General features: G+C 66.1%; 13 protein-coding genes, 1 pseudogene and 1 riboswitch. Of the genes and pseudogenes, 8 read left to right on the top strand and 6 right to left on the bottom strand.

Annotated features, from left to right (window positions below; genetic code table 11):
* Positions 1 to 406 precede the first annotated feature (406 nt).
* Both QX010_RS32910 and QX010_RS32905 read right to left on the bottom strand, forming a co-directional pair.
* The gene (locus tag QX010_RS32910; protein WP_315805711.1) at positions 407 to 787 is read right to left on the bottom strand and encodes a response regulator; all 381 of its coding nucleotides are present in this window, start codon (positions 785 to 787) and stop codon (positions 407 to 409) included.
* A gap of 54 nt (positions 788 to 841) precedes the next feature.
* A complete protein-coding gene (locus QX010_RS32905; protein ID WP_316183690.1) occupies positions 842 to 1,699 on the bottom strand; it encodes an MJ0042-type zinc finger domain-containing protein in 858 nt (285 codons plus the stop codon).
* Positions 1,700 to 1,913: 214 nt separating this feature from the next.
* Here QX010_RS32905 and ftsE point away from each other — a divergent pair, with 214 nt between their 5' ends.
* The 4 genes from ftsE (at position 1,914) to QX010_RS32885 (ending at position 5,283) form a co-directional block, all read left to right on the top strand.
* Positions 1,914 to 2,573 carry a cell division ATP-binding protein FtsE gene (ftsE, locus tag QX010_RS32900; RefSeq protein WP_315805713.1) on the top strand — a complete coding sequence of 220 codons (660 nt, stop codon included), beginning with the start codon at positions 1,914 to 1,916 and terminating at the stop codon, positions 2,571 to 2,573.
* Complete coding sequence (locus QX010_RS32895) at positions 2,566 to 3,534, top strand: ABC transporter permease (protein ID WP_315805714.1); 969 nt, start codon at positions 2,566 to 2,568, stop codon at positions 3,532 to 3,534. Before ftsE ends, QX010_RS32895 begins: the two co-directional genes overlap by 8 nt.
* Positions 3,535 to 3,789: 255 nt before the next feature.
* A complete protein-coding gene (locus tag QX010_RS32890; protein ID WP_315805715.1) occupies positions 3,790 to 4,503 on the top strand; it encodes a YdcF family protein in 714 nt (237 codons plus the stop codon).
* A 12-nt stretch (positions 4,504 to 4,515) separates the two neighbouring features.
* Entirely contained in the window at positions 4,516 to 5,283 is a 768-nt protein-coding gene (locus QX010_RS32885; RefSeq protein ID WP_316183689.1) for a lysophospholipid acyltransferase family protein, read from the top strand.
* Positions 5,284 to 5,286: 3 nt separating this feature from the next.
* On the opposite strand, the gene QX010_RS32880 is transcribed toward QX010_RS32885, so the two are convergent.
* Positions 5,287 to 5,883, bottom strand: a complete 597-nt coding sequence (locus QX010_RS32880) for a gamma-glutamylcyclotransferase (RefSeq protein ID WP_410052004.1) — start codon at positions 5,881 to 5,883, stop codon at positions 5,287 to 5,289.
* 99 nt (positions 5,884 to 5,982) lie between these two features.
* On the opposite strand from QX010_RS32880, the gene QX010_RS32875 reads away from it, so the two are divergent.
* Positions 5,983 to 7,167, top strand: a complete 1,185-nt coding sequence (locus tag QX010_RS32875; RefSeq protein WP_316183687.1) for a DUF2125 domain-containing protein — start codon at positions 5,983 to 5,985, stop codon at positions 7,165 to 7,167.
* A 2-nt stretch (positions 7,168 to 7,169) separates the two neighbouring features.
* Here the strand turns inward: QX010_RS32875 and QX010_RS32870 are convergent, their stop codons facing one another.
* From QX010_RS32870 to QX010_RS32860, 3 genes are read right to left on the bottom strand one after another with little or no spacing between them, the layout of a single operon-like run.
* Complete coding sequence (locus QX010_RS32870) at positions 7,170 to 8,105, bottom strand: prephenate/arogenate dehydrogenase family protein (protein WP_316183686.1); 936 nt, start codon at positions 8,103 to 8,105, stop codon at positions 7,170 to 7,172.
* On the bottom strand, positions 8,102 to 9,199 hold the full coding sequence (hisC, locus tag QX010_RS32865; protein WP_316183685.1) for a histidinol-phosphate transaminase: 1,098 nt from the start codon (positions 9,197 to 9,199) through the stop codon (positions 8,102 to 8,104). The genes QX010_RS32870 and hisC overlap by 4 nt, the downstream gene beginning before the upstream one ends.
* A gap of 37 nt (positions 9,200 to 9,236) precedes the next feature.
* Entirely contained in the window at positions 9,237 to 10,070 is an 834-nt protein-coding gene (locus QX010_RS32860) for a chorismate mutase (RefSeq protein ID WP_315805721.1), read from the bottom strand.
* A 195-nt stretch (positions 10,071 to 10,265) separates the two neighbouring features.
* A riboswitch (SAM riboswitch) is annotated at positions 10,266 to 10,345 on the top strand.
* Between the two features lie 82 nt (positions 10,346 to 10,427).
* Here QX010_RS32860 and QX010_RS32855 point away from each other — a divergent pair.
* The 3 genes and pseudogenes from QX010_RS32855 (at position 10,428) to QX010_RS32845 (ending at position 12,744) form a co-directional block, all read left to right on the top strand.
* Complete coding sequence (locus QX010_RS32855; RefSeq protein ID WP_315805722.1) at positions 10,428 to 11,681, top strand: homoserine O-acetyltransferase; 1,254 nt, start codon at positions 10,428 to 10,430, stop codon at positions 11,679 to 11,681.
* 3 nt (positions 11,682 to 11,684) lie between these two features.
* The gene (gene metW, locus QX010_RS32850; protein ID WP_316183684.1) at positions 11,685 to 12,347 is read left to right on the top strand and encodes a methionine biosynthesis protein MetW; all 663 of its coding nucleotides are present in this window, start codon (positions 11,685 to 11,687) and stop codon (positions 12,345 to 12,347) included.
* A 59-nt stretch (positions 12,348 to 12,406) separates the two neighbouring features.
* Positions 12,407 to 12,744, top strand: a pseudogene (locus tag QX010_RS32845) (GIY-YIG nuclease family protein).
* The last annotated feature ends 92 nt before the right edge of the window (positions 12,745 to 12,836 follow it).

Here is a 12,836-nt window from a genome sequence, read left to right as displayed (position 1 = left end):
GTGGTACCTGCCGCCTGCATTTTTTTCGCAGGCGGGCCATGGGTGAGGCCTTCACCCGGCATTCCCTGCGCCCTCCGACCTGTTGAGGGCGACGACGACCGGCAGAGCTCGGGCGAGATACGCCGCGGGAATGCAGGCGTGCGCCAAAATGTAACTGTCGTCCCGGGCAAGCCACGACGACGCGAAGCGACGGCGTGGTGCCGACCCGGGACCCATAGCCACAGGACGATGTCATTGCACACGATGGGGGACCAGCGTCGTGCTTCAACAGCCGCCGGTGGTTATGGGGCCCTGCGTTCGCAGGGACGGCAGCGGAGAATGCAGGAATACCGCGGATCGCAGCTAAGGGGCAGATCCCAATGCGCGAGCCATCCGGCGTCTGGCAGGCGACGCTTCGCGCAGGCGCCTACGCCTTCGCCGCCTTCGACGCCAGCGCATCGGCCACCGCGGTGCGGATGTCGGCGACCGAGAACGGCTTGGTGATGACGTCGTGTGCGATTGCGCTGAGATTCGACGCCCGCTCGCGCTGATGGGCAAAGCCGGTCATCAGCAGGATGGTGAGGTCGGGAAAATCGCGTGCTGCCGACAGTGCCAGCGCGATGCCGTCCATGATGGGCATCTGGATGTCGGTCAGCAACAGGTCGAAGGCGCCGGCCTCGCGCGTCAGGATGTCGAGCGCCTCGGCACCGTCCTGCGCCGTCACGATCTCATGTCCATCCATGGCAATGGCGCGCGCGACCAAGGTCCGCATCGAATCTTCGTCGTCGGCGATCAGCACGCGCGACATGTCGTTTCGTCTCCGTGTCGTGGGCCCCGCGGGCGACCCACGAGACCGGAACCATCATGCACTGCCGGCGGCGAGATCGCGCCGGTTGAAGAACCGTATATCGATATTGCGGCCTTCGGGAGGGGGCGAGGCGAGCCGCGACTTGAACGTCGTGCGCTCACCGGGCTTGAGCGCGGTCTGCTCGAGCAGGGTGTTCCAGGCGTAGATCTCGGTGCCCTGCGCGTCACGGACGCTGAAGCGCAGCCGCGGCAGGTCGACCGGTTTCTTCGTCAGGCTGACGATCGTCCCCTCGATCACCAGCACCGGCTTGCCGTCGACGGTTTCGGTCGCGACCTTCACGTCCTTGAAGCTCAGGCCGCGCAGGTTCACCTCGAGCCCGACCAGCTTGTAGAACGACGCCGTCTGCGGCAGCAGCCTGACGACGTCGGCGCGCCACACCACCAGCGCAATCGTGAGCGCCGCCATGGCGGCCGTCAGCACCGGCAGGTTCAACAGCCTATTGCCTGGGACATCCGGCAATTTCGGGCGCCTGATGAGCGTGCGGAGACCGGCGAGGCGCGAAGCCCCGCTCTGCACCGGCTGCTCGGCCTCTTCGGTGTCGTCCTCGGGCTCGGCGAGCGCGTCCTCGGGCCAGCCGGCGGCCAGCGGCGGACTTTCCACCTCGGGCTGGCGTCCGTCGTCGTCGTCTTCCTGGCGGGCGAGGGCTTCCCACTCGTCGGCGGCGTCACGCGGCGCGGCGGCCGCGCCGGCCTCCGCCATGGCAGGCATGGGGGCGGGCGCCTCGACCGCATCCTCCGGTCGCGCCAGCCAGACCTCCTTGCAACGGGAACAGCGTACGCTGCGGCCGGCCATACCCAGGGTTGCCAAGTCGATGGCATAAGATGTCGTACAATGAGGGCAAACGATGAACATCGCGCCGGTTCTCCAACGGCCATTGCCGCTTTGTTTCCGACAGTTCGTGCTACAAGGACCGCCATGTCGACGAACTTCGGAACTCAATCGCGCCAATGGTACACGGCGACCGTTAACGAACCGGAAACCATAACGGGCGCTCAATCGGGCCATCGTACCGCTGAGCTTGGAGCGTGCGGGTCTGCCGCGCACGCGGTCGAACGGAGCTGACGCTTTGGTTCGGTTCGAAAATGTTGGGCTGCGCTATGGACTGGGGCCGGAGATCCTCCGCGACCTCAGTTTCCAGGTTCCGGCCCATTCCTTCCAGTTTCTCACCGGCCCGTCGGGCGCCGGCAAGACCTCGCTGCTGAAGCTGCTGTTCCTGTCGCTGCGGCCGACCCGCGGCCTGGTCAATCTGTTCGGCTACGACATCTCGCTGCTCAGCAAGGAGGAGATCGCCGATCTGCGCAAGCGCATCGGCATCGTGCTGCAGGATTTCCGGCTGCTCGACCACATGACGACCTACGAGAACGTGGCGCTGCCGTTTCGGGTCATGGGCCGCGACGAGTCGAGCTACCGCAAGGAGGTCATCGACCTCCTGAAATGGGTCGGTCTCGGCGAGCGCATGGATGCGCTGCCGCCGATCCTGTCGGGCGGTGAGAAGCAGCGCGCGGCGATCGCGCGCGCCGTGATCTCGCGGCCGCAGCTGCTGCTCGCGGACGAGCCGACCGGCAACGTCGATCCGACACTGGGTCGCCGCCTTCTGCGGCTATTCATCGAGCTGAACCGCTCGGGCACGGCGGTGATCATCGCAACCCATGACATCACGCTGATGGACCAATACGAGGCCCGCCGGCTGGTGCTGCATCAGGGACGATTGCACATCTATGAGTAGCGTAGACGATCGCGGCCTTCTGGTCGATCTCGGCGACGACCGCCCGCAACTGCCGGCGCAGGCCCGCATCGTGTCGCCGATCGTGCCGCGCGCCTCGATCGCGGGCCGCGCGCTGGTCGCCGTGGTCGCGATCATGACCTTCCTGGCCTCGATCACGACCGGCGGCGTGCTGCTGGTCAGCGAGTCCGCGGCCGAGTGGCAGTCGGAGGTCGCGAGCGAGATCACGGTCCAGGTCCGTCCCAAGACCGGCCGCGACATCGAGCGTGACATTGCCCTGGTGACGGACGCGATGCGGGGGCAGTCGGGCATCGTCGAGGTCCGGCCCTTCACCAAGGAGGAATCCAGCAAGCTGCTGGAGCCGTGGCTCGGCAGCGGCCTGTCGTTCGACGAGCTTCCGGTGCCGCGCGTGATCATTGCGCGCGTCCAGCCCGGCACCAGCTTCGATCTCAACGCCCTGCGCACCCGCGTAACCCAGGTTGCGCCGACCGCCAGCGTGGACGACCACCGCGCCTGGATCGAGCGGATGCGCTCGATGACCGGCGCGACCCTGTTTGCAGGCTTCGGCATTCTCGTGCTGGTGATCGCGGCCACCATCATCTCGGTGTCGTTCGCGACCCGCGGCGCGATGGCCGCGAACCGGCCGATCGTCGAGGTGCTGCACTTCGTCGGCGCCGGTGACCGCTACATCGCCAATCACTTCCTGCGGCACTTCCTGCAGCTCGGACTGGAGGGGGGCGTGATCGGCGGCGGCCTTGCGATGCTCGGATTCGGATTCTCGGAGTCGATCGCCAACTGGTTCTCCGGCACCCCCGTCGGCGATCAGTTCGCGGCGTTGCTGGGGACGTTCTCGCTGCGCCCGCTCGGCTATGTCGCGATCGCGCTGCAGGCCGTGGTGATCGCCGCGGTGACCGGCTGGGCCGCACGCCGGACCCTGTTCACGACGCTGGCGAGCATCGACTGATGGCGGCTTCTATCCCCAGCCGTCTCGTTGCGGATTTCACTTGGCCCGAAAACCGCCTAAAATCGTCTGCGCCGGGATGAGGCAGGACGGGGTGAGCTGGGTCACGAACACGGCGGAGGTCGCGCGCCAGGATCGGCGGCGAGCGAACGTGATCGGGAGGCCGGCGAAACCTGCCTGCGTTCCCGGACTTGAACGACGGGATCGCGCGACGGCATGGCGCCGCGCGCAGGCAGGCAAGGACAAGCCAGGCGTTGCATGGAGCCGGAGACCGACCATAGCAGGCGAAAGCTGCCGCTCACCGTGGCGGTGTGGCGGACGGTCGCGGGCGCCGTGGCGACGCTCGGGGTCGGCTTCTTCGTCGCGGCGGTCGGTTTCGTCGGCTTCCTCTCGCAATTGCGGGGCGCCGAGATCCAGCCCGAGCGCAAGGCGGACGGAATCGTGGTCCTGACCGGCGGCTCGTCACGCGTATCGGACGCGGTGGAACTCCTGGCGGGAGGCTATGGCCGGCGGCTGCTGATCTCCGGCGTGCACCCGACAAACGAGGCCAGCGACATCACCCGGTCGCTGCCCGAGGCGCGATCGTTCATCAACTGCTGCGTCGATCTGGATTATTCGGCGATCAACACCCGCAGCAACGCCGCGCAGACGCGGCGATGGGCCAGCGAGCGCGGCTTCAAGTCGCTGATCGTGGTGACGTCGAACTATCACATGCCGCGGGCCATCGTCGAACTCTCGCATGCGATGCCAAGCATGGATCTCATTCCCTATGCCGTTGTCGGCGAGAAATGGCGCGACGAGCCGTGGTGGACCAGCGCGCCGACGGTGCGACTTCTGCTGTCCGAATACGCCAAATATGTCGCCGCCGAGATGCGGCTGCGGCTGGCCGATCTCGGCCTCGATCTCGTGCCCGAGGTCGATCCGCCAACCGGCTCGGTGTCGCGCCGACCGACGACGGCGCAAGCCAATTGAACTGGGTTTCTGATGGTCTCGATCTTCCTGCGTTCGCTGCTGTTCAACATCCTGTTCTACCCGAACTTCGTGCTCTGGGCGCTGATCGCGTTGCCGACCCTGGCCATGCCCCGCAAGGCACTGCTGCGCGTCGCCAACTGGTGGGCGCAGAGCAACATCTTGTTGATGCGCGTCGTCTGCAACATCCGCGTCGAATATCGCGGCGTCGAGAAGATCCCGAAGGGGCCGCTGATCGTCGCCGCCAAGCATCAGTCGATGTGGGAGACGATCTCGCTGCTGCATTTCTTCGATGCGCCGTTCTTCGTTCTCAAGCGCGAGCTGCTGCGGATTCCCTTGTTCGGACAGTATCTCGTCAAGGCGGACATGATCGCGATCGACCGCAGCTCCGGCGCCCGCGCGTTGAAGCAGGTGATGCGGCGGGCGGCGGAGGAGGTGAAGCACGGCCGTCAGTTTGTGATCTTCCCGGAAGGCACCCGGCGTCCGGCGGGCGCACCGCCGGACTACAAGGGCGGGGTTGGCCTGATCTACACGGATTGCGGCGTACCCTGCCTGCCGGTGGCCCTGAATTCGGGGCTGTTTTGGCCACGCCGCACATTTCTGCGCTATCCGGGCACGCTCGTCGTGGAGTTTCTCGATCCGCTGCCGCCTGGCCTGCCGCGCGATGAGTTCATGGCGCGGATTCAGAGCGTGATCGAAGAGGCGACCGGCCGGCTCGTTGCCGCGGGGCAGGCGGAACAGGCGCGGTTGTTTGGCCGGGTGCCGGCACCGGTGAAGGCCTGAGGGCTATGTCTTGCCTGGCGCAGGATGCAGCGAGTGGCCGTCATCGTGCAGCATCGTCGCCAGCCGATGCAACTGCGTGTCGCGAAAGCCCTGCGCCTCGATCGCCTTCACGGTCGAGATCACGTAGTCGCGATTGGCGCCGGACTGGCCGTGACCCTGGCGCACATGGCGCAACTGCTCCTGCGGCGACAGCCGGCCTGCATATTGCACATGGCCGCGATCGACCACGTAGACCAATGCGCTCACCCGCTCGCGCGCTTCGTTTTCAAGCCAAACCGAGCGCGTCACTTCGCGATAGACCGAGGTCACCTGCTCACGCGCCCGCAAGTAGGCGATGGTCTCGTCGCGCTTGTCTGCTGCGACCCGAAACGCAATGCCGCGACACGCGCCGCCGCGATCGAGACCGAGGACGAGGCCCGGCTTCTCCGGCGTTCCGCGGTGGACGAACGAATACACACAGAGCGCGCGATGCTCGCCGATCAGCCGCGCCGGCACCTGCTCGAGAAAGGCGAATCCGGGCCGCCACATCAGCGAGCCATAGCCGAACACCCAGAGGTCGCCATCGGGAAGGTCGGGTTCGGAGAGGGTCATTGCGGACATCAATGCGGAAGCCTAAGTACGGTGCTCGCGAATTGTTAATTTAGATACACAATCCGTGATCGCCGAATTGCCAAAATTGCTGCCCAAAGGGTGTCCTGCATGTCTCGTTCGCCGCAACCGCCGCGCAGGCGCTCTCGCTGGGGGCTTTTCATCGCTCCCGTCCTGCTCCTGATCGCCGCTGTTGCGTGGAGCGCATTCTGGTTCTTCGCCGCTTCGCAAGTGGATGTCCAGGCCGACGCCTGGCGTGCGCGCGAAGCAAAATCGGGACGCGTCTATGACTGCGCGAAGCGCTCGGTCGCGGGCTTCCCGTTCCGGCTCGAGGTCCGCTGCACGGATCCAAGCGTGGCGCTGTTTTCGCAGGCGGCCGGTACGCCCTTGATGAATGCGAAGCTCGACGAGATCCTCGTCGTCGCCCAGGTTTGGGACCCGAAGCGGATCATCGCGGAGTTCAAGGGACCCGCGACGATTGCCGATGGTCGTGGACCGGCGTCGTTCTCCGTGAACTGGCGCGTCGGCGAGGCCAGCGTCCGCGGCCTCCCGGGGCCGCCGCAGCGCGCCGACCTCGTGTTCGAACAACCGACCATCGACCGCATCGAGGGCAACACCGCCGTGCCCGCAGCGCGCGCCGATCATGCCGAATTGCACGGCCGTCTCGCCGAGGGCACGCCGTCGGATCATCCGGTGCTGGAGACTGCGCTGCAGATCGAAAACGGCAGCATCCAGGGCGGTCATCCGCTGCTGGCCGAACCGTTCAATGCCGACATCCAGGCCCGCGTCACCGGTCTGAAGGACTTCCGGCCCAAACCCTGGCCGGAGCGGTTTCGCGAGATCCAGGCCGCCGGCGGTCATGTCGAGATCGTCCAATCGCGCATCCAGCAGGGCGAGTTGCTCGCCGTTGCCTCGGGCACGCTCAGCCTGACCGCCAACGGCAACATCGATGGCGAGGTGCAGATGACGGTCGCCGGGATCGAAAAGGTCATCCCGGCGCTCGGCCTCGACAAGATGCTCGAGAACGGCGTGCCGCAGGGAACGCTCGACCGCGTGGCGCCCGGTGTGAAGTCGCAGGACGTCAACAACCTGCTCGGTGCGCTCGACCGCGCCATTCCCGGCCTCGGCAAGGTCGTCAAGCAGAACGCCAATGTCGGCGTCGCACTTGGCATCAATGCGCTCGGCAAGGAGGCCACCCTCGAAGGCCGCAAGGCGCGGACCTTCCCGCTGCGGTTCTCCGACGGCGTCGTCGTGCTCGGTCCGTTCAAGGTCGCCCGTGTCCCGCCGCTGTTCTGACCTCAGCTCTTCTTCAACTGCGGCAGCGGCCGGCCGAAATCCGGCGCCGCCGAATCCTGGCCGATATCGACGATGCCGCGGCGGATCGCGCGCGTGCGGGTGAAGTGATCGAACAGCGCCTCGCCGTCGCCGCGCCGGATCGCCCGCGTCAGCTTCGACAGGTCCTCGGTGAAGGTGCCGAGCATGTCGAGCACGGCATCCTTGTTGCTCAGGAAGATGTCGCGCCACATCGTCGGATCGGAGGCGGCGATGCGGGTGAAGTCGCGGAAGCCGCCGGCGGAGAATTTGATCACCTCGGACTCGGTCACCTGCGCCAGCTCGTCGGCGGTGCCGACGATGGTGTAGGCGATCAGATGCGGTAGGTGGCTGGTGATCGCGAGCACGCGGTCGTGATGGTCCGGCGTCATGATCTCGACCTTGGCGCCGAGCGCCGTCCAGAATGCACGCAGACGATCGATCGCGCCGGCATCGACGCCGTCGGGCGGCGTCAGGATGCACCAGCGGTTGATGAACAGCTCGGCGAAGCCGGAATCGGGCCCGGAATTCTCGGTGCCGGCCACGGGATGGGCCGGCACGAAGTGGACGTTCGCCGGAAGATGCGGCGCCATGTCGCGCACGATCGCGCCTTTCACCGAGCCAACGTCGGAGACGACGGCGCCCGGCTTCAGATGCGGCGCGATCTCGGCCGCAACCGGACCGCAGGCGCCGACGGGAATGCAGAGGATGACGAGATCGGCGTCCTTGACCGCCTCTTCATTGCTCGCGACGACGCGGTCGACGACGCCGAGCTCGGCGACACGCGCGCGCGTCTTCTCCGAGCGCGCCGTGGTGACGATCTCGCCGGCCACGCCCTGCAGCCGCGCCGCGCGCGCGATCGAGCCGCCGATCAGGCCGAAGCCGATCAGCGCGACGCGTTCGAATCGCCCCGCGACGCTCATGTCGCCCTCATGAATTCGCTGAGAGCCTCCACGACCAGACGATTGGCCTCCTCGGTGCCGATCGTCATGCGCAACGCGTTCGGCAGCTTGTAGTTGGCGAGCGCGCGCAGCACGAGGCCGCGCCGGGTCAGGAATTCGTCGGCCTCGACCGCGGTCTTGCCCTTGTCGGTCGGGAAGTGGATCAGGATGAAATTGGTGACACTCGGCGTCACCTTCAGCCCAAGCTTGCCGATCTCCTCGGTCAGCCAGTTGCGCCACGTTTCCGTGTGCGTCTTCGACATCTGCTGATGCGCGGTGTCCTCGATCGCGGCGACCGCCGCGAGCATCGCCGGTGAGGAAACGTTGAACGGCCCGCGGATGCGGTTGATCGCATCGACGATATGCGCCGGGCCGAACATCCAGCCAACGCGGAGCGCCGCGAGCCCGTGGATCTTGGAAAAGGTGTGGGTGACGACGGTGTTCTCGGTCGTGGCGACCAGCTCGAGCCCGAACTCGTAGTCGTTGCGCGAAACGTAATCGGCATAGGCGGCGTCGAGCACCAGCACGACCTGCGACGGCAGGCCGGCGCGCAGCCGCTTGACCTCGTCGAACGGGATGTAGGTGCCGGTCGGGTTGTTCGGGTTGGCGAGCCAGACCAGCTTGGTGCGCGGCGTCACCGCGGCAAGGATGGCGTCGACGTCGGTGCGATATTCCGTCTCCGCGGCAACCACGTTCCTGGCGCCGCAGGCCATGGTCGCGATCGGATAGACCAGGAAGCCGTGGGCGGTGGAGATCGCCTCGTCGCCTTGGCCGAGAAAGGTGTGTGCCAGCAGATTGAGGATCTCGTCGGAGCCGGCGCCGCAGACGATGCGGTCGGGATCGAGGCCGTAGGCGCGGCCGATCGCCTGGCGCAGCACCCGTGAAGTCCCTTCCGGATAATCTTCCAGGTGAGTGGCCGCACTCTTGAATGCCTCGATCGCCCTCGGCGAGGGGCCGAACGGGGTCTCATTGGCCGACAGTTTGAAAACCTTGCGGCCCGGCTCCGGCTGGGGACTCTTGCCCGGTGTATAGGGCGCGATATCGAGGATGCCGGGGTTCGGCACGGGGCGGTTCATCGTCAACTCCGGAAAATCATCACTGGCGCGAGGCGTCTCAGCTCGGAACCGTATAGCGTTTCGCATGGCCGCCGACGAGGGCGGCGGAGCGTACCGAGGCGCCCGCCGCGATCAGGGCAGCCCTGATCTTGTCGAGGTTCGACGGCGACTCGATCGATACCAGCAGTGCGGCGCCGTCGAAGGCGGTATCGGGCACCGCGATGACGTCGGCGAGCGGCGACAGCGCCCGCGACACCTGCGCATTCCAGCCGGAGACGCGGATGCTCCAGGTCTCGACCTCGAGCACCAGCGCATCGTCGGCGACGCGCGACACCGCGAACACCGGCAGCGCGGCGGGATGGTCGGCGCGCTCGATGAACGGCATCCGCGCGATGATCTTTGGCGCGCCCACGGGCTCGAGCGTGATCCACCACGGCGTATGGCCGGAGGTCGTCGACACCAGCGCGAGATCGCCCTTCGAGCGCGCCACAGCCTCGACCGCGGCTTGCGCGCTGAAATGCGGCACGTAGGGCACCACGAATCCGAAATGGAACCTGGCGGAATCGCGCATCGCGGATTCGCCGACCGACACGTCGGCATGAACCGAGAACGGCGCCTGCACATAGGTGAAGGTCGAGACGATCACGCGCCAGATCCCCTCGACGGTGTCGAGCGGCAGGATGCCGCGATGGCGCTGCACCAGGCGGCGCATCATGTCGGCCTCGCGCGCGGGCCTGAACGCCGAGCCAACCTCCTGGGTCTTCTTGACCTTGATCAGCCGGTCGATGATGTCGGCCCTGTTCATCAGCAACTGATGGACCTGCTCATCGATGGCATCGATCTCCTTGCGCAGATCGGCGAGCGAGGGCGGGGCGGGCGGCGGGTTCGACATGGTCCGTGTCACTCTTCGCGAGGCCACGGGAAAACCTGCGGCCAAAGGAACGGATGCCGTTCTCTCCGATGCCGCGGACCTGCGCAACAGCAAGTTTACCTTGCGCCATCCAGGCTTGGCTGACCTGCGGCAGAGCGCCCGACCAACGGTCAACCCCAGCTTGCCTTGACGAATAGCGCCCGCGGGACTAGTTTCTGCCCGTTCCGTGGTCATTTGAGCCGGCCGGCTTGCAGCCACGTTAAAAAACTCGCTAAACAGGCCGGGGACGTTATCGATCCCGGCCGAACCCCAGTTCAGGCCGGGTTTTTCATGGCCTGATGTGTCACGTGGTTCGGGAGCCCTGGCCGGATGGCTGGGGTGAGAGACATGACAGGTCTGACGCCGAAGTCCAAATCTGCGACGTCCAAATCTGCGACGCCTACATCCGCGTTGCGCACGGTCGCGCCCGACGAGCGCTCGCACGAGGTCGATCATCCGAGCTCGCCGGTGGCGCAGTTCGGCGCCGACAAGCCGCTCAGGCTCGATTGCGGCGTCGACCTGTCGCCGTTCCAGATCGCCTACCAGACCTACGGCGAGCTCAATGCCGACCGGTCGAACGCGGTGCTGGTCTGCCACGCGCTGACCGGCGACCAGCACGTCGCCAACCGCCATCCCGTCACCGGCAAGCCCGGCTGGTGGGAGACGCTGGTCGGCCCCGGCCGCCCGCTCGATCCCGGCCGCTATTTCATCATCTGCTCCAACGTGATCGGCGGCTGCATGGGCTCGACCGGGCCGGCCTCGCTGAACCCCGCCACCGGCAAGGTGTGGGGGCTCGATTTCCCGATCATCACCATCCCCGACATGGTGCGGGCGCAGGCGATGCTGATCGACCATCTCGGCATCGACACGCTGTTCGCCGTGGTGGGCGGCTCGATGGGCGGCATGCAGGCGCTGCAATGGACGGTGGCCTATCCGCAGCGCGTGTTCGCCAATCTCGCGATCGCCTGCGCGACGCGCCACTCGGCGCAGAACATCGCCTTCCACGAGCTTGGCCGCCAGGCCGTGATGGCCGATCCCGACTGGGATCACGGCCGTTACGCCGACAAGGGCACGCATCCGCATCGCGGCCTGGCTGTGGCGCGCATGGCTGCGCACATCACCTACCTCTCCGACGCCGCCTTGCATCGCAAGTTCGGCCGCCGCATGCAGGACCGCGAGCTGCCGACGTTCTCCTTCGACGCCGATTTCCAGGTCGAGAGCTACCTGCGCTACCAGGGATCGTCCTTCGTCGAGCGCTTCGACGCCAACTCCTATCTCTATCTGACGCGGGCGATGGATTATTTCGACATCGCCGGCGACCATGACGGCGTGCTGGCGGCGGCGTTTCGCGGCATCAAGACCCGTTTTTGCGTGGTGTCGTTCACCAGCGACTGGCTGTTTCCGACTGCGGAGTCGCGCGCGCTGGTGCATGCGCTCAACGCCTCCAGCGCGCGGGTGTCGTTCGCCGAGATCGAGACCGACCGGGGCCACGACGCGTTCCTGCTCGATGTCCCCGAGTTCTTCGAGATCGCCAGCGCGTTTCTCGATTCCGCCGGCAAGGCGCGCGGGCTTGCCCATGCGAAGGGAGACTGAGCTATGAGCATGCAGGGTGTGCTGCCGCTGAACGGCTTCACTGGCGGCGAGGTGCTGGCCTATCGGCCTGATCATCTGCTGGTCGCCGGCATGGTCGAGCGCGGCTCCAAGGTGCTCGACATCGGCTGCGGCGATGGCGATCTGCTGCAACTGCTGGAAAGCCGCGGCATCGACGGCCGCGGCATCGAGCTGTCCCGCGAGGGCGTCAACCATTGCGTCGCCAAGGGGCTCGCGGTGGTGCAGGGCGACGCCGATACGGATCTCGTCGATTATCCGGACGACGCGTTCGACTACGTGATTCTGTCGCAGACCCTGCAGGCGACGCGGCAGCCCAAGGTCGTGCTGGAGAACCTGCTGCGCATCGGCCGCCGCGCCATCGTCACCTTTCCGAATTTCGGCTTCTGGCGGCTGCGGCTGCAGTTGCTGGTCGGTGGCCACATGCCGCGCACCGACAATCTGCCCTTCACCTGGTACGACACGCCGAACATTCATTTCTGCACCATCAAGGACTTCGTGCAGCTCTGCGACGAGATCGGCGTCAAGATGGAGCGCGCCGTCGCCCTCGATAGTTACGGCCGTCCCCTGCGCGTCGCCATGCCCTGGTGGTTCTGGAACATGTTCGGCGAGCAGGGGGTGTTTCTGCTGAGCAGGGGTGAGCGGCGGTAGGGAACCGAGCGCAGCCCCGGGGAGCTGCCGAAGTTTGGTCCTCGCTCTCTCCCCACGTCATGGCCGGGCTTGTCCCGGCCATCCACGTCTTGCAGTATGACGACATGGCGAGCGGCTACGTGTATTTCATGACCAATCGTCCGAATGGCACGCTGTACGTCGGTGTGACCAGTGATCTCGTGCGCCGGGTGTATCAGCACCGATCTGGCCTCGTCGACGGCTTCACTAAGCGATATGGTTTGAAGCGGCTCGTTTACTTCGAAGTCTTCGACGACACATTCAGAGCGCGATCCAGCGCGAGCACAACATCAAGCATTGGTCACGTGCCTGGAAGGTCGGGCTGATCATTGCAACTAATCCAGATTGGGACGATCTCTTCGATACGATCACAATGTAAATCGTATTTGCGGAGCGACGTGGATGGCCGGGACAAGCCCACGGCTGTCCGGTTCAGACAGACTGGACATGGTGCATGGCGTGGATTCTTCT

The sequence above is a fragment of the Bradyrhizobium sp. SZCCHNRI1009 genome, from assembly GCF_032487575.1.
In the GTDB taxonomy this organism is placed as follows: Bacteria; Pseudomonadota; Alphaproteobacteria; order Rhizobiales; family Xanthobacteraceae; genus Bradyrhizobium.
Note: the sequence above shows the minus strand (reverse complement) of the source record. Positions and strands in the feature narration are given on the sequence as shown.